Raw genomic sequence first — 25262 nt, forward strand, 5'->3', positions numbered from 1 at the left:
GACCGATCCGGCCGCCAGGCCGACAGCCCTATCACGCGAGGAGATCCAGTGCTCGAAGCCGACTTCTTCCGCCGTTGGATGACGGCGACCGCCGCGTCCGTCGACCGCGAGGCGGACCGGCTCACCGCCCTCGACTCGGCCATCGGCGATGCCGACCACGGCAGCAATCTGCAGCGCGGGTTCCGGGCCGTGGCCGCCGCCCTCCAGGAGGAGGCGCCGGACACCCCGGGTGCCGTCCTGACACTGGCCGGACGGCAGTTGATCTCGAAGGTGGGGGGCGCGTCCGGGCCGTTGTACGGGACCCTGCTGCGCCAGGCCGGCAAGACGCTCGGCGACGCCGCCGAGGTCGACGAGAAGCAGCTCGCGGCGGCCCTGCGCGCGGGCGTGGACGGGGTGACGAGGCTCGGTGGGGCGGCCCCGGGCGACAAGACGATGATCGACGCCCTGGTGCCGGCCGTGGACGCGCTCGGGGCGGGGTTCGCCGCCGCGCGGACCGCGGCGGAGGAGGGCGCGCGGGCCACCACGCCGTTGCAGGCGCGCAAGGGCCGGGCGAGCTACCTGGGCGAGCGCAGCATCGGGCACCAGGACCCGGGGGCCACCTCGTCGGCGCTGCTGATCGCCGCGCTGGCCGACACTGCGGAGGCGGACGGTGCCTGAGGAGAAGCTGGTCGGAATCGTGCTGGTGTCGCACAGCGCCGAGGTGGCCGCCTCGGTCGCCGAGCTGGCGAAGGCCCTGGCGGGAGGGGCGGCCACGGTGCCGGTGGCCCCGGCGGGCGGCACCGAGGGCGGCGGGCTCGGCACCAGCGCCGAGCTGATCTCCGCGGCGGCGGCCTCGGTGGACCGGGGGGCCGGGGTGGCGGTCCTCACCGACCTGGGCAGCGCGGTGCTGACGGTGAAGGCGCTCCTCGCCGAGGGCGACGAACTGCCGGACGACACCCGCCTGGTGGACGCGCCCTTCCTCGAAGGGACGGTGGCGGCCGTGGTCACCGCCGCCGCCGGCGGGGACCTGGCCGCGGTTGAGGCCGCGGCGGCGGAGGCGTACGCCTACCGGAAGGTGTGACCCCGCGGACGGAGGCCCGGGGGGCGCCGGTGGCCCGCGAGCTGAGGCGTGCGAGGGCACAGACGTTCCGGGACCGGTGTTCCGGGACCGGTGTTCCGGGGGCGCGGACGGTGATGCGGTGCGATGCCCGGGGCGGCGGCGCGGACGGTGACGCGCCCTGGTGACCCGCGACGGCGGCGGCCGACGGTCCGTCGCGGGTCACCGGTCGTACGGCGCCGGCCACCGCTCCCTCGGCGCCGTACGGCTCGGGCGGTGAGCGGGTCCACGGGTAATGGTTCCGGGCGGCAGTCCGGGACGACACCGCGACCGCCCCCGGCGCAGCCGCTGATCCGGTCGGGGCCCCGGCGTTCGGGCGGCCGCCCGGCGCCGTCTCCGGGCCGTCACCGGTCCCGCCACGCGGACCGGGCCACCGGTCGCCTCCCGGCCGACCGCAGAACCCGTCGTACCGCCCCGCCGTACCGCTTTGGCGGGGTCACCTCTCCTGGAGGAACTTCCTGGCCAGCCGTTCGCCCTCGGCCACCGCCGCGTCGCGGTCCTGGATCCGGTGGAGGTGCGAGTCGCGGAAGACGATGTAGGTCACGCCGGAGGCCACCCCGCCGTCGCGCGGGTCGGGCCGGATGCCGAGGCGGCGGGCGGTGGCGTAGGACGCCTCGCCGATGATGTCGCGCGGTCCGGTGTCGCCGACGACCGCGTACTGCACCCGGCCGCGGTAGACGACGGCGGCCACGGAACCCCCGCGTACGCCGGACGCGCGGTAGTTCCAGCGGCGGCTCGGCGCCGGAACCACGATGTACGGGAGCTTCTCCGCGCTGAGGTGGCGTCCGTCGGACTGCTGGAACGCGGTGGCGGCGGCGAACACCGGGTCGGTGCGGTCGTTGCAGCGGGCGCTGGGCCGGCCGTCGCAGTCGACGTCCAGGTCGGCCTTCCAGAAGACGGCGCCGTGGGTCCCGCAGACGCGGACGGTCGCCGGGCTGTCGGCGTCGGTGCGGTACCGGCCCCGGGAGACCTGGGTGCAGTCGGCGGCCCGGGCCAGCAGGCCCGCGGCGACGACCGCGGCCTTCTCACGGGCCACGGGCCGCACGGGAGGCGGGACGAGCGCGGTGGCCGGTGCGGGCAGAGCCGCCGGAGCGACCAGGGCGGCGCCGGCCGCGGCCAGCGTCAGCGTGGGGACACGCACGATTGGCAAACCTCTCATAGGGGACAAGGAGAACAATCCAGGCCACTGTGCTGCCGGGTCGGGCACACGGGCACGGACCCGCCGCGAAGGGGCCGGATGGAGCACGCTCCTGACACCCCATGAGGGGAATTCGAGCGGGGGCCATCACCGGGGCGACAGGGGGCCGGTGATCCGGACCCGTCACGGATCGGATCCCCGGCCCCCGCGCCGGCGCGGGTTCGGCGACGACAGCGTGTCCGCGCCACCGGTCCGAACTCCCTTGCATACGTACGAAGTTCGACCGTAGGAAGGATCAGCATACGTAGCTGCGCGGCGGATCACCCAGGCGACCCCCTTGATGTGAGCACACCAGTCAGGCCATATTGGTCCGGACCTTTGCCGGATACCGAGGCCGTCCTGGAGGGCAGTGCCGTGCGACGCGTTCCGTTTGCGCTCGTGGTCGTGCTGGTCTGTGCGCCACTGCTGCTCGTCGCCTCCTGCGGCTGGGGCCGGACCGACGAAGACGAGGGCCGGATGCCGGGCGCGCCGGTCGGCGTCACCGCGGCGGCGGGCAGTGCCACCAGCGTGCACGTGATGTGGAACGCGGCGCCGGACGGTTCCGGTGTCCGCTCGTACGAGGTCTATCGCGGCACCACGAAGGTGGCCGATGTCCCGGGTGAGCAGCACATGGTGGACGTCACCAGGCTCAGGCCGTCCACTCCGTACTCCTTCACCGTGCGGGCCCGGGACACCGCGGGCCGGCTGAGTCCGCCGAGCCGGGTCGTGTCGGCGCGGACACCGGCCGTGGCACCGGCCGACCACTCGGCCCCGACCCGGCCGGCGGACGCCACCGGGCGGGCCGTGGGCAGCCGCGCCGTCCAGCTCTCCTGGGGAGCGTCCCGGGACGACCGGGGTGTGGTGTCGTACGACGTCTACCAGGCCGGAGTGAAGATCCACAGTGTCGGCGGGAACCAGACCGCCGCCGTCCTCACCGGTCTGCGCCCGGGCAGCCGGTACGTCTTCACGGTGCGGGCCCGGGACGCCGCCGACAACCTCTCCCCCGCCGGTACGCCGGTCCGCCTCACCACGCCGGGCAGCGACGACGGCCGGAACACGGCGCCCACCGGGTTCACCGCCGCCACCCACCGCACGGACGGCGCCTACTACGTCGACCTCGCCTGGGACCCGCCGAGCGTGGACGGCGTGGTCACCGAGTACCAGATCCGGCTGGACGGCTCCGCGGCCACCTCCCTCGTATGGGGCGACACACCACCGCGCGGCCGGACGCACCACTCCTTCTACGTGGGCACCACCGAGGGCGAACGGCACCGGGTGCGGCTGCGGCCCCGGCTGCCCGACGGCACCTGGGGCGGCTGGACGGCCGAGCGGACGGTGACCACGGGCGGCTGACCACCGGCCCGCCCGTGCCACGACTCCCCGGCGCCGGCCGGGGACCCGTCACCTGACCGGTCCCCTCCCGGGTGCGCGTCTGCCCCGCGCGGCGTTGGCTGCGGTTGAGGCAGCACGGACGCTTCCCGACCCCCGGCGGCGCATGGGACGTACCGCCAACCGTGCCGCCGGAGGGCCAAGTCCATGCAGAACTCGCGACTTCCGCTCCGCTCCGGTCTGACCCTGGCGGTCGCCGCCGCACTCCCTACCACGCTCGCCTGGCCGTCCGCCGCGGTCTCGGGCATCTCGGTCAGCACCATCGGCTCCACGGTCTCGGTGGTCACCAGCGCGTGCACCCGGATCAACGGCAGTTGGGGGACGGCGGCCCTGCTCACCAGCCGGCAGGCGAGCTTCACCCAGGGCAGGCAGACGGCCCTGGCCGGCACCACCGTCAGCCAGTCCGCGGCCTGGACCGGGGTGAGCCCCGGTACGTACACGGTGGTGGTGGTCTGCTCCAGCGGCGGCACCGCGGGCAGCCAGTCGGTGATCGTGTCCGCGTCGTCGGCCAGCAGCAGACCGACGATCTCGGCGACGTCCACCGCCGCGGCGGTGGCCCCGTCCCGGGGTGTGATGGGCGGCCTCGGCGGCGCCGCCCGCGACTACGGCCCGCTGACCCTGGGCGTCGGCGCGGCGCTGGTCGGCACCGGGGTCGTCGCCGCCGGCTGGGCCCTGTGCCGCCGGTCCCGGCCCTACCGGCTCTGACGACCGGCGCCCCGGACCGGCTCGACCGGCGTGACCGACCGGCTCGACCGGCGCCACGGACGGCTGGGAAGCCGGCCCCGAGCGGCCCGTCCGGGCGGCGGCCGCCGTGACGACAGCCGCCGCGACGACAGCTCTGGTGTCGGCGACCGTCGAGGCCACGGCCCTGACGACAGCCGGAGCATCGGCGGCCGCCGCAACAGCGGTCGTCACCTCGGCGGCCGGGCCGGACGGCGGCGCACGCGGTCAGTCCCCTTCCCGCCCCTCCCCCGGCAGCTCGCCGAACCCGGACAGGGCGTGGGTGAGCCACTCGGTCCAGAACGTCTCCAGGTCGATGCCCGCCCGCAGCACCAGGTGGCGCAGCCGGTCCTCGGGGGCGTCCCGGCCGGGCGGGAAGTCCCGTTCCTCGATCGCCCGGTACTCCGTCAACTGCCGCCGGTGCAGCTCCAGGTGGCGGCGCAGGTCGGCCTCCAGGCCCGCGGTGCCGACCACGGCCGCCGCGCGCAGCCGCAGCAGGAGCGGGTCCCGCTGCGGCTTGGGGTCCTGGGGTGCGGCGGTCCAGCGGGCCAGTTCGGCACGGCCCGCCGGCAGGACCTCGTAGCTCTTCTTCTGGCCGCGGGCCGGCTGCTCGGCGGGCAGCGTGCGGATGAGGCCCTCGGTCTCCAGCCGTCCCAGCTCGCGGTAGATCTGCTGGTGCGTCGCGGACCAGAAGTAGCCGATCGACTTGTCGAACCGCCGGGTCAGCTCCAGCCCCGAGGACGGCCTTTCCAGCAGGGCGGTGAGGATCGCGTGCGGGAGTGACATGGGCTCATCCTAGGGACGGACCCCGGCCGGGGTGCCGGGCGGTCCTACAGTGCCGCCGCCAGTTCGGTGCCCTGCTTGATCGCCCGCTTGGCGTCCAGTTCGGCCGCGACGTCCGCGCCGCCGATGAGGTGCGCCTGGTGCCCGGCGGCGAGCAGCGCCTCGTACAGGTCGCGGCGCGGTTCCTGGCCGGTGCAGAGCACCACCGTGTCCACCTCCAGCACCGTGCTCTCCTCGCCGACGGTGATGTGCAGGCCGGCGTCGTCGATGCGGTCGTAGCGCACGCCCGGCACCATGGTCACGCCCCGGTGCTTCAGCTCGGTGCGGTGGATCCAGCCGGTGGTCCTGCCGAGTCCGGCGCCGACCTTGGAGGTCTTGCGCTGGAGCAGGTGGACGGTGCGCGGCGGGGCCGGCCGCCGGGGCGCGGTGAGGCCGCCGGGCTCCTGGTAGTCCGTGTCGACGCCCCAGTGGCGGAAGTAGGTCCGCGGGTCCTCGTGCGCCTTGTCGCCGCTGTCGGTGAGGTATTCGGCGACGTCGAAGCCGATGCCCCCGGCGCCGAGGACGGCGACCCGGTCGCCGACGGGGGCGCCGTCACGCAGCACGTCGAGGTAGCCGAGGACGCTGGGGTGGTCGACGCCCGGGATGTCCGGGGTGCGCGGGGTGACGCCGGTGGCGACGACGACCTCGTCGTAGCCGGCCACGGTCTCGGGGGTGACCCGGGTGTCCAGGCGTACGTCGACGCCGTGCGCGTCGAGCTGGTGGCGGAAGTAGCGCAGGGTCTCGTCGAACTCCTGCTTGCCGGGGACCCTGCGGGCGACGTTGAGCTGGCCGCCGATCTCGCCCGCCGCGTCGAACAGGGTGACGCTGTGGCCGCGCTCGGCGGCGGACACGGCGCAGGCCAGGCCGGCCGGTCCGGCGCCGACGACGGCGACGCGCTTGGCGCGCCGGGTCGGGGACAGCACCAGCTCGGTCTCGTGGCAGGCGCGCGGGTTGACCAGGCAGGAGGTGATCCGGCCGCTGAAGGTGTGGTCGAGGCAGGCCTGGTTGCAGCCGATGCAGGTGTTGATGGCCTCCGGGGTGCCGGCGGCGGCCTTGGCGACGAAGTCGGGGTCGGCGAGCATCGGGCGGGCCAGGGAGACCATGTCCGCGCAGCCGTCGGCGAGCAGTTCCTCGGCGAGTTCGGGGGTGTTGATGCGGTTGGTCGTCACCAGGGGCACGGAGACCTCGCCCATGAGCTTCTTGGTGACCCAGGTGTAGGCGCCGCGCGGCACGGAGGTGGCGATGGTGGGGATGCGGGCCTCGTGCCAGCCGATGCCGGTGTTGATGATCGTGGCCCCGGCCGACTCGACGGCCTTGCCGAGGGCGATCACCTCCGCGAGCGAGGAGCCGCCCGGGACCAGGTCCAGCATGGACAGCCGGTAGACGATGATGAAGTCGTCGCCTACGGCTGCCCGGACCCGCTTGACGATCTCCACGGGGAACCGCGTCCGGTTCTCGTACGAGCCGCCCCAGCGGTCCGTGCGCCGGTTGGTCCGCTCGGCGGTGAACTCGTTGATCAGGTACCCCTCGGAGCCCATGATCTCGACCCCGTCGTAGCCGGCGGCGCGGGCGAGGCGGGCGGCGCGGGCGTAGTCGTCGATGGTCCGCTCGACGTCGGCGTCGGCCAGTTCGCGGGGTGTGAAGGGGCTGATCGGCGCCTGGAGCGGGCTCGGCGCGACCAGGTCCCGGTGGTAGGCGTAGCGGCCGAAGTGCAGGATCTGCATCGCGATCCGGCCGCCCTCGCGGTGTACGGCGTCGGTGACGACGCGGTGCCGTTCGGCCTCCGCCTCGGTGGTGAGCCTGGCCCCGCCCTCGTACGGCCGTCCCTCGTCGTTGGGGGCGATGCCGCCGGTGACGATGAGGCCCACTCCGCCGCGCGCGCGGGCCGCGTAGAACTGGGCCATCCGCTCGAAGCCGTGCTCGGCCTCCTCCAGGCCGACGTGCATCGAGCCCATGAGCACGCGGTTGGGCAGGGTGGTGAAGCCCAGGTCGAGCGGGGTCGTCAGGTGGGGGTAGCGGCTCATCGGGCCCTCCGTGCGCGGTGTCATCGCCTCTTGTTGTAGAGGAAGCCGAAGCCTTTATGCAACTAGTTGCACAACCGCCGGAGGGTGATGCCGGCCACTCGTCGCCCACTGGCACCTACTGGCGGGTACACCGCGGGCCGGGTCCGCGGACGGTGAGCACGCGGCCCGACGGACGGCGCCCCGGCCGGCTCACAGCCGGCCGGGGCGCCGTCCCGGTGACCCGCGGTCCTCAGCGGCTCTCCAGGCGCAGGTGCAGGTCCCGCTCCTGGTCGCCGGAGGCCGCGCAGGTCTCCTGCACGGTGAACATCGAGTCCAGGGTGGTGCGGAACCGGTTGACCGCCCAGTAGCCGCCCTGGACGTCCGCCTGGACGGAGGCGCCGAGCTGGACCGGCGGACAGTCCGTCCCCCGGCTCTCCGCGACGTCGTAGGTGCCGAGCCAGACCATCGGCCGGGTCTCGTCGAACTGCTGGGGATCCTCGTCCGCGCCACGGTCGGAGGCGAAACAGGACCTCAGCGCCTCGAAGACGAGGCGGGCGTCCTCCTGGGATCCGCTGATCTCCACCGTGACGGTCTCCGGATGCGACTGCTCCGTGTCTGCCATTGTCGCTCCTTTCGTGGCCGCGCTGCGATGGAACGGGGTACCCCGCCGAACCGCGTCCACCCCCAGCAAAGCACCGCCCGTCACCGCACACACCTCGATGGCCGCCGTGAACGGTGCCCCGCAGGCCGCCGCGGCCGCACGGGAGGCGCCGGCCCCGCCGGGGTGTCAGCCGCGCGCGAACCTGTACGTCCTGCTGTCCGTCAGCGCGCAGAAGCCGGGCGAGACCACGATGACGCGCAGCACGCCGGTGCGGCGGTCGTAGTCGATGCCCTCCGCCTCGAAGCCGCCCCGGCAGGAGCTGCGCAGCGGCAGCGGGCGCAGGGCGGTGACGTGGCCGGTGACGTCGGACGTACCGTTCGGGGCTGCGGACAGGTCGATCCGGAGCAGCGGCTTGGTCACGCCGAAGAGGCTGCCGTCGGGGTCGTCGGAGGAGCAGAGCAGGGTGGTGGGGGCGGAGAAGTCGCAGCCCTGGACGTCCCGGACGGCGTGGTCCAGGCGGACCGTCGAGACCTGCGGGAGGTCGGCCGAGGGGGAGGTGGACGGGTTGGCGCCCGGGGTGGGGAAGACCAGCAGCCGGTCCCTCGTGCCCCACTCGCCGGAGAGCATCCACCGGCCGTCGGGCGAGACGGCGTCCCAGGAGTTGTTCAGCGCCTCACCGGGGCCCAGCGTGTGGACGTACTCCGACCACGCGCCGCCGGGAGCCTGCACGCGGTACATCTTCGAGTTGCCGGAATCGCGCTGATAGGGCTCGATGTAGTAGCCGTCGTACGAGGCGTCGGGGTCGCCGACGTGGTTCCAGCCGCGCGCGGAGAGACCGATCGGGACGGTGCCGGTGCCGGTGTACCGGTGGGGACTGTTCGCCGGGACCTCCACGGACGCCAGCCCCTGGCTCTCGGTCAGCGGGTCGGCGCGGTCGGAACCGGTCTCCGTCCAGACCTCGTCGGCACCCGCCGGCGCGGCCGCGGCCGGGGACACGACGGCGGCGGTGGCGAGGATGACGAGTCCGGCGAGGACTGCGTGACAACGTTGCCGGGTGGACGCGGGCATGGCCGGCTCCTCGGAAGGGGGATGCGGACGCGGGACGCGCGGGCGGGACACCCGGTCGGCGGACAGTCTGGCGTGGCGCCATCGACATGTACAGACCAACGGGCACCATGGGCGTGAACTCTCACGGCCCGCGGAACACCGCCGTACGGTCTCGGCATGACCCCTCGGCGCGCGCACCGGTGCGGCGGCTCCGGCGGACACCCGCCGCCGTGTTGAGGGATGGTGGAGGTAGCGGCGAAGGCGTCGGAGAGTCGGTGTGAGCGCGGTGGGACACGCGGTGGGACAAGGGGAACCGGCACGGGGGACGACGTGCCGTGCGAACGGGCGAAGGCGGTGCATGGCATGAATGCAGCCGAGGCTCCGGTGTCGCAGAGCGGCGAGCCGGCGCGGGGCCCCGTGCGCCCGAGCGGTCTGCTCGACGTGCTGCGCGTGGCGTCCGTGGTACTGGACACCGACGGCCGGATCGTCCTGTGGAGCCCGCAGGCGGAGGAGCTGTTCGGGTACACCGCGCAGGAGGCGCTCGGCGAGTACGCCGCCCGGCTGATGGTGGACGAACGGCACGTGGAGCTGGTGGGCAGGCTCTTCGCCGACGTGATGCGCACCGGGCAGAGCTGGGCCGGCGGTTTCCCGGTCCGGCACAAGGACGGCGGCACCCGTCTGGTGGAGTTCCGCAACATGCGGCTGCTGGACGACCGGGGCGAGGTGTACGCGCTCGGGCTGGCCGCCGACCAGTCGACCGTGCGCCGGCTGGAGCAGGACGTGGCGCTGTCCGAGCGGATGGTGAAGCAGTCCCCGATCGGTTACGCCGTCCTCGACACGGAGCTGCGGTTCGCCTCCGTCAACCCGGCCCTGGAGGCGATCAACGGCGTGCCGGCCGGCGAGCACGTCGGCAGGAGGCTTCCCGAGGTGCTGCCGCTGCTGAACGCCGAGGCCCTGGAGGACGCCGCCCGGGAGGTGCTGGAGTCGGGTGTGCCGCTGATCGCCGACACGCTCGTCGGGCGCACCCCGGCCGACCCGGACGAGGACCACACCTGGTCGCACTCGATGTACCGGCTGGAGGACACCCTGGGCAACGTGCTCGGCGTGGCCGTCTCGCTCGTCGACATCACGGAGCAGCACCGGGCCTCCGTGGAGGCGGAGGCCGCGCGGCGCCGGCTCGCGATCGTCGCCGACGCCTCGGCGCGGATCGGTACGACGCTGGAGCTGGAGCGCACCGCGTGCGAGCTGGCCGAGGTCGCGGTGCCGGAGCTGGCGGACGTGGCGGCCGTGGACCTGCTGGACGCGGTGGTCGAGGGCCGGTCCAGCACGCTGGGCCCCTCGGAGTCCGCGGTGCTGCGGGCGCTGGCCCTGCGCCCGGAGGAGGGTTCGGAGGCCGTACGGGCCGCCGATCCGCCCGGCCTGATCGCCCGGTACGCCCCCGACCGGCTGGTCACCGAATGCGTGCGCACCGGCGAAGCGGTGCTGGTGCCGCAGGTCGAGGAGACGGACCTGCCGCGGATCGCCCGTTCGGCCGAGGCCGCCGCCCTGCTCGGGCAGGCGGGCCTGCACTCCTACCTCGCGGTGCCGCTGATCGCCCGCGGCCAGGTGCTGGGCGCGCTGGACCTCAAGCGCACCCGCAACCCGGCGCCCTTCGACGAGGACGACGTGCTGCTGGCGCGCGAGCTGGCGGCTCGCGCGGCGGTGCAGATCGACAACGCGCGCTGGTACCAGAACGCCCGCAACACCGCGCTCACCCTGCAGCGCAGCCTGCTGCCCGGGCATCCGCCGGTCACCACCGGCCTGGAGGTGGCCTCCCGCTACCAGCCGGCGGGCGCCACCACCGAGGTCGGCGGCGACTGGTTCGACGTCATCCCGCTGGAGGGGGACAAGACCGCGCTCGTGGTCGGTGACGTGATGGGCAGCGGGGTCAGCGCGGCCGCCACGATGGGCCGGCTGCGTACCGCGACGACCACCCTGGCCGCCCTCGACCTCGACCCGGCCCGGCTGCTGGAGCACCTGGACAAGACGACCTCGGCGCTGGACCACTCCATCGCGACCTGCGTGTACGCCGTCCACGACCCGCTCCTGCGCCAGTGCCGGATCGCCAACGCCGGGCACCTGCCGCCGGTCCGGGTACGGCCAGGCCGCCCCCCGGAACTGCTCGACCTGCCCACCGGTGTCCCCCTGGGGGTGGGCGGGGTCGAGTTCTCCACGGTCACGGTCGACTTCGAACCCGGTGACGAGCTGGTGTTCTACACCGACGGGCTGGTGGAGACGCGCAACCACTCGCTGGACGAGCGCCTGGCCTTCCTGCTCTCCCTGCTCGACGACCCCGCCCGCCCGCTGGAGGAGACCTGCGACCTCCTCCTGCGCACGCTGCACCAGCCGGACAACCACGACGACGTGGCCCTGCTCATCGCCCGGGCGCAGCCCCTGCCGCCGTCGCAGGGGCCGCGGCTCACGGCCCGCCCCCGCCGCGGCAGGCCGTCCGGCCGCGGCGCCCCGGCGCCCGGCCGGGGCGGCGGTGCCCCGCCCCCGCCCGACGGACCCTAGGGCGCCGTCCGGCTCAGGCCGGGCCGGCCATGCCGGTCGGCCCGGTCGGCCCGTGCGGCCGGACGCCGATCACCACGTGCGCGTACAGCTCGTCCGAGACGGCCAGCCGGGTCGTCAGGCCCGCCGCGGTGAACGCCGCCGCGGCGGCGCTTGCCTGGCGTTCACTGGTCTCGGTCAGCAGGCAGCCGCCGGGGGCGAGCCACCCGGACGCGCCGGCGGCCACCCGGCGCAGCACGTCGAGGCCGTCGGCCCCGCCGTCCAGCGCGGCCGCCGGCTCGTGGTCGCGGGCCTCCGCGGGGAGCAGTGCCACCTCGGCGGTGGGTACATAGGGCACGTTGGCCGTCAGCACCTCCACCCGGCCGCGCAGGGCCGGGGGCAGGGCGTCGTACAGGTCGCCCCGGTACGCCCGGCCGGCGACGGGGGCGAGGTTGCGGCCGGCGCAGCGCACCGCGACCGGGTCGATGTCGGCCGCGTGCACCTCGGCCCCGTCCAGGGCGTGGGCGAGGGCCGCGCCGAGGGCGCCGGAACCGCAGCACAGGTCCACGACGACGGTGGCGTCCGGCGCCGCGGCGAGGGCCTGGTCGACGAGGAACTCGGTACGGCGGCGGGGCACGAACACCCCGGGCTCCAGGGTGACGCGGAGGCCGTGGAACTCCGCCCAGCCGAGGACCTGTTCGAGCGGCAGACCGGCGGCGCGCCGGTCCACCATGGCGGCCGCCTCCTCGGGGGTGCGGGCGGCGGCGAGGATCAACTCGGCCTCGTCCTCGGCGAAGACGCACCCCGCGGCGCGCAGCGCGGACACGGCGGTGGAGGGAGAGAACGGTACGGGAGTGGGCATGGGAGCCGAAATGCCTTTCGGGAACGCGAAACCTGTGAGGGCGCTCCCGCGGTCACCGCTACCGGTGGACCGCGCCGTCATGGGGAGGGAGCACCCCGGCCGACACAGCGGTGATGGGTCCCACCTCCTCGCTCCTGGGCCGCGACCGTCCGCGACCGGACGGCCACCCTACCCCAAGGGGGCGGCGGGCGGCCGGGGTTGCCCGGATCGCCGGCCGGCGGGGAGGCGGTCCGGCCGGGGGCGGCGGGGGCGGTCCGGCGGGAGGGAGTGGCCGTCGGTGGCCGGTGCGCGCCGGGCGGGAAACAAGTTGTACTGTGCAACCAGAACGTCGGAGGAGGTGTGCCCCGTGAGCGCAGCACAGTCGGCCGTCGAGACGATCCAGCGCGAGATGACCGTCTTCGCCCGCCGGGCCCGGGCCTCGGCGGGCCGCATACACCCCGAGCTGTCCCTGGTGTCGTACACCCTGCTCGGTCACCTGGAGGAGCGCGGCGGCTGCCGGGCGACGGACCTGGCGGCGCACTACGCCCTGGACAAGTCCACGGTGAGCCGCCAGGTCGCGGCGCTGGAGCGGGCCGGCCTCGTCGAGCGCCGGCTGGACCCGGAGGACCACCGGGTCCAGGTCCTGCACCTGACCGCGGCCGGCCGCGAGATCCTCGCCCAGGTGACCCGCAGGCGCCGCGCCGCCTTCCGGGAGCGGCTGGCGGACTGGCCGGAGGCGGACCTGGTGCGGTTCGCCTCCTACCTGGAGCGGTACAACGCCGGCCCGGAGGGCGCCGACGCCGGCTGATGCGGCCGGGAGGCCGCCCGGGCTACGGCACCGCCACCGCGGCACGCTCCCCGGCCAGCCGCTCCGGCGCCCGGGCCTCCATGAACACCGTGTGCCGGCGCAGCCGGAACCCGAGGGACTCGTACAGCCGGATCGCACCGGTGTTGGCCGCGCTCGCGTGCAGGAACGGCGTCTCGCCGCGCTCCCGGATCCCGTGCGCGACCGCGAGGACCAGCCGGGTGGCCAGGCCCTCCCCGCGGAAGGCCGGGTCGGTGCAGACGGCGCTGATCTCGGTCCAGCCCGGCGGGTGCAGCCGCTCCCCCGCCATGGCGACCAGCGCCCCGCCGCGCCGGATGCCGAGGTAGGTGCCGAGCTCGACGGTGCGCGGCAGGAACGGCCCCGGCTGGGTACGCGCCACCAGGTCCAGCATCTCCGGCACGTCCGCCGGTCCCAGCCGGACCGCCTCCGGGTCCGGTGCCGCGGCGATGCCGGCGTCCACGAGCTGCACGCCCTCGATCCGGAAGGTGGCCTCCCAGCCCTCCGGCAGCCCGCCGCCGAAGCCGGCCAGCGGGACCGCGGCGCCGGGCCCGGCCAGGGCGGCGAGGTCCGCCCAGTCCTGGGCGTCCGGCTCCTCGGGCAGCGCCAGCCAGGGGGAGACGTCGAGGGGGTAGCGCAGCACCCGGCCGCGCCGCTCGGCGAGGTGCGCGTGCGGACCGGTCAGGGAGGCCAGGGCCGGGTTGTCGAGGACGTGCGGGACGCCGTCGGCGCCGCCCGGGGTGACGACGCTCATGCGGCCACCTCGCAACCGGTCCTGGGGACGTACGCCTGGGGCATCGGGCTTCCTCGCTTCCTCCGCGCCGTCACCGGCGCGTCTCTCGGCACATCACCACCACCGCCCCGGGCACCGGGGCCGGCACCGAACGGCAAGGAGCGGTGCCGCGCCGCTATTCCCGGCCCCGGCAGAGTTCACACGGCCGCAACGACCGGCGCGCCGACCAGGGCCGGAGCACCCGGAACGACAGCGTACGGTTGAAGCATGAACGTCACGCGAGGCTTCTCGGGCCGCCCGCGCGTCCACAATCCGGGACTGCCTCCCGGCCAGTACGACGCGCGCGGCGACTGGCCCGTCCTGTCCGCCGAGGTCACGCCGGACCTCGCGGCCACCGACTGGTCCTTCCGCATCGACGGTCTGGTCGAGCGCCCGACCACCTGGGACTGGGACGCCGCGCACGCGCTGCCGGCCTCGGAGTACGCCGGTGACATCCACTGCGTGACCGGCTGGTCGAAGTTCGGCGTACGGTTCGGCGGTGTCTCGCTGGACGCCTTCCTCAGTGTGGTCCGGCCACATGGTTCCGCCACACACGCCCTCGCCTACTCCCACACGGGGTACACCGCCGACCTGCCGCTCGCGGACCTCACCGGCGGGCGGGCCTGGATCGCCTGGGAGTACGACGGCGCGCCGCTGCCCCCCGAGCACGGCGGCCCCGCCCGGCTCCTCGTCCCCCACCTGTACTTCTGGAAGAGCGCCAAGTGGATCGCGGGCATCACGCTCCTGGACCACGACGAGCCGGGCTTCTGGGAGCGCAACGGCTACCACGCACGCGGGAATCCGTGGGAGGAGCAGCGGTACTCCGGTGACTGAGACGGTGAGCGGCACCCCGGTGACAGGGACCACGACCGGCACTCCGGTCACAGGGGCCACGCCCGGCACTTCAGTGGCAGGGGCGGCGACCGGTGCTCCGGCGGGGAGTGCGACCGGTGCTCCGGCAGGGGCGGCGCGCGGGTCGGCGGCGCCCGCGACGAGGTTCGCGGTGCCCGGGCGGATCGAGGTGAACGGGCCGGCGGCCACGGCGTGGCAGACCGCCACGCTGACGGAGGCCCGGCGCGAGACGCCGCACGCGGCCACCTTCCGGCTGGCGGTGCCCGCCTGGGGCGGTCACCTGCCGGGCCAGCACCTGATGCTGCGGCTGACCGCCGCGGACGGCTACGTGGCGCAGCGCCACTACTCGATCGCGTCCGCCCCGGACGACTCCGGGCACATCGAGCTGACGTTGGACCGGGTGCCGGACGGCGAGGTCTCGGGCTGGTTCCACACCGTGGCCCGGCCCGGGGACGCGGTCGAGGTGCGCGGCCCGCTGAGCGGCTTCTTCGCCTGGCCCGGCGACCGGCCCGCGCTGCTGCTCGGGGCCGGCTCCGGGGTCGTACCGCTGATGTCGATGGTGCGGCACCACCGGGCGCACGGGCTCGCCCTGCCGCTGCGGATGCTGGTGTCGGCGCGCAGCCCCGAGGAGCTGATCTACGCGGCCGAACTGGGTGCCGAGACGACGCCCGTGTTCACCCGCAGCGCCCCGCGCGGTGTGGCGGTGGGACGTATGACGGCCGCACATGTGGCGCCGCTCCTGGCCGAGCAGCCCGATGGTGGCTGGGAAGCCTATGTCTGCGGGTCCAACGGGTTCGCCGAGCACGCCTCCCGGCTGCTGGTCGCGGCCGGACAGCCCGTGGAGCGGATCCGGATCGAACGCTTCGGCTGATCCTCGTCGAGCGCTTCGGCTGAGCCGGGCTGATCCGGATCGAACGCCTCGGCCGAGGTCCCGGGTCGCGCGGCGGGGCAGGGCGCGCGATGGTGGGGCGCAGGGCGGGTGCCGTGCGCCCTGTGTCCCGGAACCAGCGGTTCACGGCATGCGCGAGGTGCTCCGAACGGGGTACGAGACGGACCGGGGGCACCCGTGTGCGTGAGCCGCGGGGTGGTGGACCGGTGATCCGGCCCCCGGGGCCCTCCGGCTCCGGCGGTGGCGAGGAGGTGGACATGCGGACCCGGGTGCGTGGCTGGCGCTGGCGGCGCAATCCGCTGCGGCGCCGGTCGGACGTCGTGGAGGCGTGGGCCGTGCTCATGGTCACCGTCCTGCTGACCGTGGTCGCGCCGCTGGTCGGGGCGGGCGCGGGACTGCACGCCCACGGCCGGGCCCGGGCGCTGGCCGTGGCGCAGCGCGCCGAGCGGCACGAGGTGCGGGCCGTGGTGGTCGGCGAACCCACGGGGCGGGGAACCGCGCCGGCCGGGGACCGCCGGCACCCCTACCGCGCCGAGGTGCGGTGGACCGAGCCGGGCGAGGGCGTACGCACGGCGTGGGCCCGGGTGCCGGCGGGCGCCCAGACCGGGGAGCCGGTCACGGTGTGGTTCGACTCCCGGGGCCGCGGTGTGGAACCGCCGCCGGACGACATGGTGGTGTGGCAGCACGCGGTCACCGTCGGGGTGTGCGCGGCGGCGGCCACGGCGACGGTGGTGCTCCTCGGCCGTGCGGCCGAGCGCCGGATCGCGCTGCGCCACCGGCTGGCCGAGTGGGAGCGGGCATGGGAGCGCACGGGGCCGCGCTGGACCCGGCACCGGATGTGACGCCCGGATCGCCCCGGTCCGCGAGGGCGTGCCGACAGGGAGTGCCCGGTACCGTGGGGCGCCACGGTCACCCTCGCAAAGGCGGTTGCCCATGCCCTTGTTCGATCTGCCTCTCGACGAACTTAGCACCTACCGGAGCGGGTCCACCGAGCCGGAGGACTTCGACGCCTTCTGGGACAAGACGCTGCGGCAGGCCCGCGAGCACGAACTGGACGCGCGCTTCGAACCGGTGGAGACCGGCCTGAGCACGGTCGAGGTCTACGACGTGACGTTCGCCGGGTTCGGCGGCCATCCCGTCAAGGGCTGGCTGCGGCTGCCCGCCGGAGCCGCGGAACCGCTGCCGCTGGTGGTGGAGTACGTCGGCTACGGCGGCGGTCGCGGCCTGCCGCACGAGAACCTGCTCTGGGCCTCCACGGGCCGGGCGCACTTCCAGATGGACACCCGGGGCCAGGGCAGCGCGTGGGGCGGCGGGGGCGCCACGGCGGATCCGGTCGGCGCGGCGCCCGCGTTCCCGGGGTACATGACCCGGGGCATCGACGCGCCCGAGAACTACTACTACCGCCGGGTGTTCACGGATGCCGTGCGCGCGGTCGAGGCGGCCCGCTCGCACCCGCTGGCCGACGCGGCGCGGACGGCCGTGATCGGCGGCAGCCAGGGCGGCGGCATCTCGATCGCGGTCGGCGCCCTGGTGCCCGACCTGGTGGCGGTCGCCCCGGACGTGCCGTTCCTGTGCGACTTCCCGCGCGCCATCACCCTGACGGAGCGACACCCTTACCGGGAGATCGCCCTGTTCCTGAAGACCCACCGCGATCTGGTCCGGGACGTCCGGCACACGCTGTCGTACTTCGACGGGGTGCACCTCGCCGCCCGGGGGCGGGCGCCGGCCCTGTTCTCGGCGGCGCTGGAGGACGAGACGTGCCCGCCGTCCACGGTGTTCGCGGCGTTCAACGCCTGGGCGCACGAGGACAAGGCCATCGAGGTGTACGACTTCAACGACCACGAGGGCGGCGGCCCCTTCCAGGAGGCGCGGAAGGTCCGCTGGCTGCGGTCGTACCTCTGAGGCCGCCGCGGCCGGTGCCCGGACGGGCGGACGGCCCCGGATCGCCGGACGCCCCCCGGGCCGGCTCGGAGAACGGACCACGGGGGCATCGCGGGCCCGGCTTCGCGGGCTTTCGGCCACCGCGGTCCCGGCGGCTCCCGCGGGCTCCCCGGGAACGCAGCGGCCGCGCCACCGGCCGCGCCGTACGCGGGGACGGTCCCGCACCGCCCATGATCCACGGGAGTCCGCCCGGGCGGAGGCTCCGCGGAGGGCTCCGTCCCCGGGCGGCGCGGCGCCCGCGGGCCCGGTGGGCGCCCGGGGTGTATTTCGGTCGAAACGACCGAGGACTCTTCCCCGGTGGTGTAGACCAATGCTAATCATGGTCGCACACCGAGCTTGTCCGACTACGTCTTGTCACCGACAGGAGGGCCCGGCATGGCCCGCACCACCCCGCACGACGCCCCGTCCGACGACCGGCCCCTGTACGGACGGATCGCGGCGCTGCTGCTCGACGAACTGCGCGCCGGCACCATTCCCCCTGGTGAACGGCTGCCGGGCGAGCGGCAGTTGGCCGGGCACTTCGGGGTCAGCCGGGAGACCGTCCGGCAGGCCCTGGAGGTGCTGCGCCGCAACGGTCTGGTCGCCACCGACCGGCGGGGCAGCCACGCCACGCTGCCCGGCGGGCCGGTCGAGGCACCGGACTCGCTCGCCTTCCCGGTGGGCGTCCGGTCGGCGGACCCGCGCGCGGTCGACCGGTCCACGGTGACCTGGGAGACGCCGCCGCCGGAACACGCGAAGGCCCTCGGCCTGGCCCCGCACCGGCCGACGCTGATGCACCGCTACCAGTCGGTGACGCCGGACGGCTGGTCACTGCGGACCGCGCTGACATCGTTTTCACCTGTGGTCTTGGCCGAGGTGGCCGAACTGGCCCGCTACCGGAACCGGGCCGACGGGGCCACGCCCGCGCAGTTACGGCGGGCCTACGACTGGATGCGCAGGGCCGGGCTGTCCCTGCACCACCGGGACGCCATCACCCAGGTCGGCGACGCCTCCTCGGTCCGGGTGACCCGCTGCGTGCACGACCAGTACGCGCGCCCGCTGGAGATCACGGACCTGGTGGTCAACGCCGAACGGGACGCTCTGGTCTATGAGTTCACCCTGCCCGCCGCGGGCTGACCGCCGCGGCCGGGGCGCCGGGCCGGCGGGCCGCCACCAGCCGGCCGCGCGGACTGCCGTCGGCCCGCACGCCGAACTCCGGCAGCGCGCGCAGTTCGACCGTGAACCCGGCCCGCTCCAGCTCGCCGAGCAGGGCACCGAACCGGAGGGCGCGGTAGTACATGACGAACGGCGGCCGCCACAACGCGTTGCGCACCCGCATCACCGCGTCGAAGCCGGCCAGCGCCCAGAAGGCGGGGTGCGTGGGGCGGGGCGGGGCGAACACCGGGAAAGCGAAGCGGCCACCGGGGCGCAGCACGGAGCGGACCTGGGCGCAGAGGCCGGGCAGTTCCCGGGGCAGGAAGTGCCCGAGCGCCCCGAAGGAGACGACGAGGTCGAAGGCGGCGGTGAACGGCAGGGCCCGGGCGTCGCCGCGGACCCAGGCGGTACGCGGCGCGTCGGCGGGCCGCACCCGGTGCCGGGCCACGTCGAGCATGCCGGCGCTGAAGTCGATCCCGGTGACACGGCCGGGGCACAGCTCGGTCAGCAGGCGCGTCCCGGCGCCGGTGCCGCAGCACAGGTCGAGTCCGTCCCGGAACGGGCCGAGCGGCGCGAGCGCCTTCGCGACGGCGTCCAGCACGGAGCCGGGCGTCCGGAAGGGGGTGCGGTCGAACTTCGGCGCGAGCAGGTCGTAGCCGCGCTCGACGGACGACAGGGCCTGCGCGGTGAGTTCGCGGAGCGTGGGACCGCCGGGACCGAACATGCGGTCAGCCTACGTCGGCGGCCCCGGGCGCCGTCAGCCGAACGCGCCGTGGCAGAGCCGGGCGATCTCCGGTGTGGTCACGCCGTCCGCCCGTCGGCACAGCTCGCGCATGCCGACGGGGGCGGACCGGTGGCCCGGCCCCGGACGGGGGACCCGGCGGGGCACGGCCGGCCGGTGCGCCGAGCGGCGCTCCGGACGGTGACGGTGTACCGGTGGGGCGCCCGGTGCCGCGGCCCGGGGCGGCGCCGAGCCCGCCCGGCGCCGGGCGGGCTCGGGGCTCCCGGCCGGCTCGGCCGTCCGGGCCTTGCGGCGGGGGGCCGTGCGGACCAGGGCCGTCCGTGCGGACGGCCGCCCCGGCGGGTCGTGGAGGACCTGCGGCCGCACGGCGGTGTCCGGTGCGCGGGTGGTGCCGGTGGCGGGGCGCGGGCTGACGGTGGTGCAGCCGGCGACGCTCATCAGCGCCGCCACCAGGAGCGGAAGAAGTCGGTGTGGCACCCTGCCACTGTGCCGCACCGCGTACGGTCGCAGCCCGTACCACGCGGCACCACCACTCCGACGAGCGATCCCCCGGGCCGGTCCGGACCCCGTCCCGGTCGGCGCGGTCCGGGTCGGCGCCGTACGGCGGGCGGCCGGGGCGGGCGGCGGGCGGGCGGCGCTCCGGGAGCGCGGAGCGTGCCGACGGCTTGGGGCCCGGTCGCGGGGCGGCCGGTCACGCGGGCGGGCCGAGCCGTACCGGCAGGGTCCGCACGCTGTTGCCCACGAACCCCGCGCGCGGCGCCAGTTCGCCGTCCGGTGCGGCCGGCCGCAGCGCGGGGAAGCGGGTGAACAGCCGTTCCAGGGCGACCGTCGCCTCCAGCCTGGCCAGCGGAGCGCCGAGGCAGTAGTGGGCGCCGTGGCCGAGGGACAGGTGGCGGGCGGCGCCGGGCCGGGTGGACCGCAGGACGTCGAAGCGGTCCGCGTCCGGGCCGTGCGCCGCCGGGTCGCGGCCGGCCGCGGAGTACCCGGCGAGCACGGGCGTGCCGGCGGGCACGAGCGTGCCGCCGACCGTCAGGTCCCGCACGGGGTAGCGGAACGGGAAGTAGCTGACCGGCGCGTCCCAGCGCAGCGTCTCCTCCACCACGTCCGCCCAGTCCGCCTCGCCCGCCCGCACCAGGGCGAGCTGTCCGGGGTGGGCGCACAGGGCGCGTACGGCGTTGGTGATGAGGTTGAGGGTCGTCTCGTGGCCGGCGATGACCATCAGCAGAAGGGTGCCGATCAGCTCCTGCTCGCTCAGCCGGTCGCCGTCCTCCTCCCGGGCGGCGATGAGGGCGCTGGTCAGGTCGTCGCCGGGGCGGGCGGCCTTCGCCGCGGCGATCTCGGCAAGGACGGCGACGAGTTCCCGGTTGGCGGCGACGGCGTCGGCGGGCGGGGTGTCGGTGGCCACGACCCGGCCGCCGAGGTGGTGCAGCCGGTCCCGGAACCCGGTGTCCACGCCGAGGAGTTCGCAGATCACCCCCAGTGGCAGGGGCAGCGCGAAGTGCCGGCGCAGATCGGCGACGCCGTCCCCCTCGGCGGCGGCGCGCGCCAGGCCGTCGAGCAGGGTCTCGGTCAACGCCGTCACGCGCGGCCGCAGTTCCGCCACGCGCCGGGGGGTGAAGGCGCGTGCGGCCAGGGCCCGCAGGCGCCGGTGGTCGTCGCCGTCGGCGGTGGTCATGCCCGATACGGTGGCGAACGTCAGGAGCGGCCACCCCTCGGCGATCCGCCCCTCGCGCAGAGCGGTGAAGTGGCGTGCGTCCTTGGCGACTTCGGGGTGCTGCAGGAACTCCCGGAGCGCCGCGTGCCCGAGCACGGCCATGCCCTCGACGCCGCCGGGCAGTTCGACCGGGGCGACGGCGCCCTCGGCCAGCAGCCGCGCGTTGACGGCGTGCGGGCAGCCACCGGCGGGATCGAGACGGTACGGGGGGCGGGCGGGCGAGGTCTCCACCGGTTTCTCCTGACGTTTCCCTGACAGGACGATCGATGGTAGGCCCGGCCGCGGGATTCCGAGAGGGTGCGGCGGCGCCCGGGAATACCCGGGGCGGGCCGTCCGTTGGTCACCGGCAGGAGCATGGGCACGGCCGCCCGTCGAGTGGTACCGTGCGGACAGCACTCGTGCACGCCCCTCGTGGCGCCGGTGCCGTTCTCCCTCTTCTCAGCCGATCCACCCGCCGATCTCGCGGACCTCTCCGGTCCCCGGCGCCCCGGCTTCCCGGCAGCACCTCGTGACAGGCGGACCCCGCCGTGTCCGCGGTGCCGTTCCCGCCGCCCGGAGGCGGTCGCAGACCCGCCTCCCGCTCGCGGCCCTCCCCCTCGCACGTCTTCCGTACGTCCGTGAAAGGACCTTCCATGACCACCACTCTCGAACATCCTTCCGAGACCCGGCGGGCCCCGGCCGCCGCACTCGTCTCCGGCGTCCTGGACGTCGACGCGCGCGGCACCGGGCACCTGCGGGACGCGGGCCTGCTCCCCTCCCCCACCGACCCGCGGGTCCCCCCGGCGCTGATCCGCGCCCACGGGCTGCGCGAGGGCGACCCGGTCGAGGGCGTGCGGGGCGCGCAGCGAACCCTGACCGAGGTCGCCCGCGTCGACGGCCGCGCCCCCGGCGGGCTCGGCGCCCGGCGGCACTTCCGCGACCTCACCCCGCTCCACCCGCACCGGCGGCTCCGCCTCGAACACCCGGGCTCCGGCCTGGCCGGGCGGGTCACCGACCTGCTCGCGCCGGTCGGCAAGGGCCAGCGCGGCCTCCTGGTGGCCCCGCCGAAGAGCGGCAAGACCGTGCTGCTGAGGCAGCTCGCCGCCGCCGTGGCCGGCAACCACCCCGAGTGCCGGCTGATGATCCTCCTGCTGGACGAGCGGCCCGAGGAGGTCACCGAGACGCGCCGCTCGGTGCGCGGCGAGGTGTACGCCTCCACCTTCGACCGCAGGCCCGCGGAGCACATCGCCCTCGCCGAACTCGTCGTCGAGCGGGCCAAGCGGCTGGTGGAGGCCGGCGAGGACGTCGTCCTGCTGCTGGACTCGCTGACCCGGCTGTGCCGTGCCCACAACAACACGGCCGCCGCCGGCGGCCGTACGCTCAGCGGCGGTGTGGACGCGGGCGCGCTGACCGGCCCCAAGCGGTTCTTCGGCGCCGCACGGCAGGCCGAGGAGGGCGGTTCGCTCACCATCCTGGCCACCGCGCTGGTGGACACCGGCTCGCGCGCCGACGGCTACTTCTTCGAGGAGCTGAAGAGCACGGGCAACATGGAGCTCCGCCTGGACCGGGAACCCGCCGCCCGCCGGCTCTTCCCCGCCGTCGACATCGACGCCACCGGCACCCGCCGCGAGGAACTCCTCCTCGACCCGGACGAGTTGGCGGCCGTCCGCGGGCTGCGCCGGGCCCTGCGCGCCCGGGAGTCCGGACCGGCCGCTCTGGAGACCCTGCTCGAACGGTTGCGCGCCACCCCGGACAACGCCGCGTTCCTGCGGCGGATCCGGCCCACCCTGCCGGCCGGCTGACCCCCGGCCCGGGCCGCCGGGTGCGGCATCCGGGTTGCCCGGCAACCCGAACGGCCCGGGTGGCCTGGTGCACACCGCCCCGGTTCGTAGGTTGATCGTATGGTGACCGGATTCTGTTATCGCGCGGCGGTGTCGGCCTGCTCGCTCTGTGCGGCGGGCCTGCTGGTGCTCGCCCCGGCCGCGGCCGCCGCCGGACCGCGGGGCGGGGAGCCCGCCCCGCCCCGTCCGCGGACGACGGTGCCCGGACCGTCCCTGCTCTACCGCTCCGGCACGCAGGTCCGGCCCCACCCGGGCGCGCCCGCGCTGCCCGAGGTGTCGGCGCTGTCCTGGCTGGTCGCCGACGCGGGCAGCGGCGAGGTGCTGGCCGCGGACGGGGCACACCGCGAGCTGCCGCCCGCGAGCACGCTGAAGACCCTGTTCGCGCTCACGGTGCTGCCGGTGCTGCCCAGCGGGCTCCAGCACACCGTGCGGTACGACGAACTGGCCGACGTCGGCGAGGGCAGCAGCCTGGTCGGCGTCGAGGAGGGGCACACCTACCAGGTGGCCGACCTGTGGCGCGGGGTCTTCCTCAGTTCCGGCAACGACGCCGTGCACGTGCTGGCCCGGCTCGGCGGCGGCTGGGAGGCCACGGCCGCCCACATGCAGGACAAGGCCCGCGCCCTCGGCGCCCTGGACACCCATGTGGTCTCCCCGGACGGCTACGACGCCCCCGGCCAGGTGTCCTCCGCCTACGACCTGGCGCTGTTCGGCCGGGCGGGCCTGCGCAACCCCGACTTCGCCCGGTACTGCTCCACCGCGGCGGCCAGCTTCCCCGGTGACGGCTCGTCGTACGCCATCGAGAACACCAACCGGCTGCTGACCGGCGAGGACGGCGTGGCGCCGTACCCCGGGCTCGTCGGCATCAAGAACGGCTACACCAGCAACGCCGGCAACACCCTGGTGGCCGCGGCGCGCCGGGGCGGGCGGACCCTCGTGGTGAGCGTGCTGAACCCTCAGGCCGAGGGCGGGCTGACCGTGTACGAGGAGGCCCGCGGGCTGCTCGACTGGGGCTTCGCGGCAGCCGGACAGGTGGACCCGGTCGGCTCGCTCGACGGGCTGCGCCCGCGCTCCCGGCCCGTGGCGTCCGCCGCGCCGGTCGTGGCGGCCGGGGCACCGGCGCCGGACGGCGGCTCGGGATGGTCCGGGACCGCCGTCGTCGCGGGGCTCTCCGGGCTCGGTGCGGGTGCCGTGGCGCTGGCACTGCGGGCCAAGGGCGCCCGCGCCGCCCGGGGCTGACCCACCGGCAGCCCGAGCAGCAGGCCCAGCGAGATCCAGGTGTAGGCGTTGGAGCCGAGGAACCCGCCGGGCCCGGACGGGTCGTCGAACCACAGCCACACCAGGCTGGTGCACAGCACCGCGTAGAGGACGGCCGCGGTCCGCTCCCGCCCGGCGCGCACCAGCACCGCGAAGGACGGCAGCAGCCAGACCAGGTGGTGCACCCAGGTGACCGGGCTGACCAGGCAGGCCGCCGTGCCGGTGAGCGCGAAGGCCGCCGTCCAGTCGCCGGCCGCCACCGCCCGGCGGCCGCGCCGGGCCCACACGCACAGGGTCAGCAGCACCGCCGCCGCCCACAGGGGGCGCCCCGGCTCGCCGAGGCGGGCCAGCACTCCTTGCAGCGACTGGTTCGAAACGTAGTCGAGACGGCCCACCCGGCCGGTGTCCCACAGCGCCGCGGTCCAGTAGAAGCGGGAGGCCGCCGGATCCACCCAGGCGGCCAGCGCGGTCGCGGCGGCGGCGACGGCCGTGGCGGTGGCCGCCGCCCGCCGGCGACCGGCGAGCAGCAGCAGGCCGATGAAGAGGGCGGGGGTGAGTTTCACGGCGGCGGCGAGCCCGATCCCGATGCCCGCCCGGCGGTCCCGGCCGGTGGCCAGCAGCAGGCAGTCGCCGAGGACGAGGGCGAGCAGCACCAGGTTCACCTGGCCGAAGCCGACCGTGTCCCGCAGCGGCTCGAACAGGGCCAGCAGGCACAGGCACAGCGCCCACCGGTACCAGCCGTGGCGCCGCGGGCGCGGCCCGGCCAGGACGAGCAGGACCACCGCGAGCGCGGCCAGGTTCACCAGCAGGGAGAGCGCGATCGCCGCGGTCCGGCCGAGCGGGGCCAGCGGCAGCATGGCGACGGCGGCGAACGGCGGGTACGTGAAGCCGTACGGGGTGCCGGGCACCCGGTAGTCGTAGATCCGGCCGCCGTGGTGGACCCAGGTGTGCACGGTGCCGTAGTAGACGCGCAGGTCGAAGAAGCCGCGCAGCAGCGGCACGGTCGCCGTGAACACGGTCACCGCGGCCGCCAGGAGCAGGACGACCAGCAGCCGGCCCCGGGCCGTGCGCGGCTCCGGCACCCGGAGCCGTCCGG

At 75.5% G+C, this 25262-nt stretch carries 23 protein-coding genes and 1 pseudogene; 13 read left to right on the forward strand and 11 right to left on the reverse strand.

Going from position 1 to position 25262, the window contains the following annotated elements; translation table 11 throughout:
* Positions 1–48 precede the first annotated feature (48 nt).
* The gene (gene dhaL / locus ACZ4K2_RS26355; protein ID WP_467476346.1) at positions 49–657 is read left to right on the forward strand and encodes a dihydroxyacetone kinase subunit DhaL; all 609 of its coding nucleotides are present in this window, start codon (positions 49–51) and stop codon (positions 655–657) included.
* On the forward strand, positions 650–1060 hold the full coding sequence (locus tag ACZ4K2_RS26360) for a PTS sugar transporter subunit IIA domain-containing protein (RefSeq protein WP_467476344.1): 411 nt from the start codon (positions 650–652) through the stop codon (positions 1058–1060). Before dhaL ends, ACZ4K2_RS26360 begins: the two co-directional genes overlap by 8 nt.
* A 472-nt stretch (positions 1061–1532) precedes the next feature.
* On the opposite strand, the gene ACZ4K2_RS26365 is transcribed toward ACZ4K2_RS26360, so the two are convergent.
* The gene (locus ACZ4K2_RS26365; RefSeq protein ID WP_467476342.1) at positions 1533–2237 is read right to left on the reverse strand and encodes a glycoside hydrolase family 75 protein; all 705 of its coding nucleotides are present in this window, start codon (positions 2235–2237) and stop codon (positions 1533–1535) included.
* A 411-nt stretch (positions 2238–2648) separates the two neighbouring features.
* On the opposite strand from ACZ4K2_RS26365, the gene ACZ4K2_RS26370 reads away from it, so the two are divergent.
* Together ACZ4K2_RS26370 and ACZ4K2_RS26375 are read left to right on the forward strand one after the other, a co-directional pair.
* Complete coding sequence (locus ACZ4K2_RS26370; RefSeq protein ID WP_467476340.1) at positions 2649–3626, forward strand: fibronectin type III domain-containing protein; 978 nt, start codon at positions 2649–2651, stop codon at positions 3624–3626.
* Positions 3627–3809: 183 nt separating this feature from the next.
* Positions 3810–4367 carry a hypothetical protein gene (locus ACZ4K2_RS26375; protein ID WP_467476338.1) on the forward strand — a complete coding sequence of 186 codons (558 nt, stop codon included), beginning with the start codon at positions 3810–3812 and terminating at the stop codon, positions 4365–4367.
* A gap of 243 nt (positions 4368–4610) precedes the next feature.
* On the opposite strand, the gene ACZ4K2_RS26380 is transcribed toward ACZ4K2_RS26375, so the two are convergent.
* The 4 genes from ACZ4K2_RS26380 to ACZ4K2_RS26395 all read right to left on the reverse strand — a co-directional run bounded on the left by ACZ4K2_RS26380 (position 4611) and on the right by ACZ4K2_RS26395 (position 8876).
* Positions 4611–5168: a PadR family transcriptional regulator gene (locus ACZ4K2_RS26380; RefSeq protein ID WP_467476336.1), complete on the reverse strand. Its 558-nt coding sequence runs from the start codon at positions 5166–5168 to the stop codon at positions 4611–4613.
* Positions 5169–5212: 44 nt separating this feature from the next.
* Positions 5213–7228 (reverse strand): oxidoreductase, encoded by a 2016-nt coding sequence (locus ACZ4K2_RS26385; protein ID WP_467476334.1) that lies wholly within the window; start codon positions 7226–7228, stop codon positions 5213–5215.
* Positions 7229–7457: 229 nt separating this feature from the next.
* Positions 7458–7829, reverse strand: coding sequence for a hypothetical protein (locus ACZ4K2_RS26390; RefSeq protein WP_467476333.1), 372 nt, complete (start codon positions 7827–7829; stop codon positions 7458–7460).
* A 165-nt stretch (positions 7830–7994) separates the two neighbouring features.
* On the reverse strand, positions 7995–8876 hold the full coding sequence (locus tag ACZ4K2_RS26395) for a hypothetical protein (RefSeq protein WP_467476331.1): 882 nt from the start codon (positions 8874–8876) through the stop codon (positions 7995–7997).
* 342 nt (positions 8877–9218) lie between these two features.
* Between ACZ4K2_RS26395 and ACZ4K2_RS26400 the strand changes: the two genes are divergently transcribed.
* Complete coding sequence (locus ACZ4K2_RS26400) at positions 9219–11408, forward strand: SpoIIE family protein phosphatase (protein ID WP_467476329.1); 2190 nt, start codon at positions 9219–9221, stop codon at positions 11406–11408.
* A gap of 13 nt (positions 11409–11421) precedes the next feature.
* Here the strand turns inward: ACZ4K2_RS26400 and ACZ4K2_RS26405 are convergent, their stop codons facing one another.
* Positions 11422–12246 carry a putative protein N(5)-glutamine methyltransferase gene (locus ACZ4K2_RS26405; protein ID WP_467476325.1) on the reverse strand — a complete coding sequence of 275 codons (825 nt, stop codon included), beginning with the start codon at positions 12244–12246 and terminating at the stop codon, positions 11422–11424.
* A gap of 388 nt (positions 12247–12634) precedes the next feature.
* On the opposite strand from ACZ4K2_RS26405, the gene ACZ4K2_RS26410 reads away from it, so the two are divergent.
* A complete protein-coding gene (locus tag ACZ4K2_RS26410) occupies positions 12635–13033 on the forward strand; it encodes a MarR family winged helix-turn-helix transcriptional regulator (protein ID WP_467476592.1) in 399 nt (132 codons plus the stop codon).
* 22 nt (positions 13034–13055) lie between these two features.
* On the opposite strand, the gene ACZ4K2_RS26415 is transcribed toward ACZ4K2_RS26410, so the two are convergent.
* On the reverse strand, positions 13056–13802 hold the full coding sequence (locus ACZ4K2_RS26415) for a GNAT family N-acetyltransferase (RefSeq protein WP_467476323.1): 747 nt from the start codon (positions 13800–13802) through the stop codon (positions 13056–13058).
* Between the two features lie 246 nt (positions 13803–14048).
* On the opposite strand from ACZ4K2_RS26415, the gene ACZ4K2_RS26420 reads away from it, so the two are divergent.
* From ACZ4K2_RS26420 to ACZ4K2_RS26440, 5 genes are all read left to right on the forward strand, one after another.
* Positions 14049–14654, forward strand: coding sequence for a sulfite oxidase-like oxidoreductase (locus ACZ4K2_RS26420; RefSeq protein WP_467476321.1), 606 nt, complete (start codon positions 14049–14051; stop codon positions 14652–14654).
* Between the two features lie 169 nt (positions 14655–14823).
* Positions 14824–15543, forward strand: a complete 720-nt coding sequence (locus tag ACZ4K2_RS26425; protein ID WP_467476318.1) for a ferredoxin reductase — start codon at positions 14824–14826, stop codon at positions 15541–15543.
* A gap of 275 nt (positions 15544–15818) precedes the next feature.
* Positions 15819–16403 (forward strand): Rv1733c family protein, encoded by a 585-nt coding sequence (locus ACZ4K2_RS26430; RefSeq protein ID WP_467476315.1) that lies wholly within the window; start codon positions 15819–15821, stop codon positions 16401–16403.
* 91 nt (positions 16404–16494) lie between these two features.
* Positions 16495–17463 (forward strand): acetylxylan esterase, encoded by a 969-nt coding sequence (locus ACZ4K2_RS26435; protein WP_467476314.1) that lies wholly within the window; start codon positions 16495–16497, stop codon positions 17461–17463.
* Positions 17464–17877: 414 nt separating this feature from the next.
* A complete protein-coding gene (locus tag ACZ4K2_RS26440) occupies positions 17878–18618 on the forward strand; it encodes a GntR family transcriptional regulator (RefSeq protein WP_467476312.1) in 741 nt (246 codons plus the stop codon).
* Here ACZ4K2_RS26440 and ACZ4K2_RS26445 read toward each other — a convergent pair.
* The 3 genes from ACZ4K2_RS26445 to ACZ4K2_RS26455 form a co-directional block, all read right to left on the reverse strand.
* On the reverse strand, positions 18596–19360 hold the full coding sequence (locus ACZ4K2_RS26445) for a class I SAM-dependent methyltransferase (RefSeq protein WP_467476309.1): 765 nt from the start codon (positions 19358–19360) through the stop codon (positions 18596–18598). The two genes, ACZ4K2_RS26440 and ACZ4K2_RS26445, sit on opposite strands and share 23 nt — an antisense overlap.
* A 33-nt stretch (positions 19361–19393) precedes the next feature.
* A complete protein-coding gene (locus ACZ4K2_RS26450) occupies positions 19394–19855 on the reverse strand; it encodes a hypothetical protein (RefSeq protein ID WP_467476306.1) in 462 nt (153 codons plus the stop codon).
* 214 nt (positions 19856–20069) lie between these two features.
* Positions 20070–21323 carry a cytochrome P450 family protein gene (locus tag ACZ4K2_RS26455; protein ID WP_467476304.1) on the reverse strand — a complete coding sequence of 418 codons (1254 nt, stop codon included), beginning with the start codon at positions 21321–21323 and terminating at the stop codon, positions 20070–20072.
* Between the two features lie 401 nt (positions 21324–21724).
* Between ACZ4K2_RS26455 and rho the strand changes: the two genes are divergently transcribed.
* Together rho and ACZ4K2_RS26465 are read left to right on the forward strand one after the other, a co-directional pair.
* Positions 21725–22873 (forward strand): transcription termination factor Rho, encoded by a 1149-nt coding sequence (rho, locus tag ACZ4K2_RS26460; RefSeq protein WP_467476302.1) that lies wholly within the window; start codon positions 21725–21727, stop codon positions 22871–22873.
* A 99-nt stretch (positions 22874–22972) separates the two neighbouring features.
* Positions 22973–23806: pseudogene (locus ACZ4K2_RS26465) on the forward strand (D-alanyl-D-alanine carboxypeptidase family protein); the annotation flags it as partial.
* Positions 23807–23865: 59 nt separating this feature from the next.
* On the opposite strand, the gene ACZ4K2_RS26470 reads toward ACZ4K2_RS26465, so the two are convergent.
* Entirely contained in the window at positions 23866–25248 is a 1383-nt protein-coding gene (locus ACZ4K2_RS26470; RefSeq protein WP_467476590.1) for a glycosyltransferase family 87 protein, read from the reverse strand.
* Positions 25249–25262: the final 14 nt, after the last annotated feature.

The organism is Streptomyces sp. NPDC025833 (assembly GCF_055558055.1).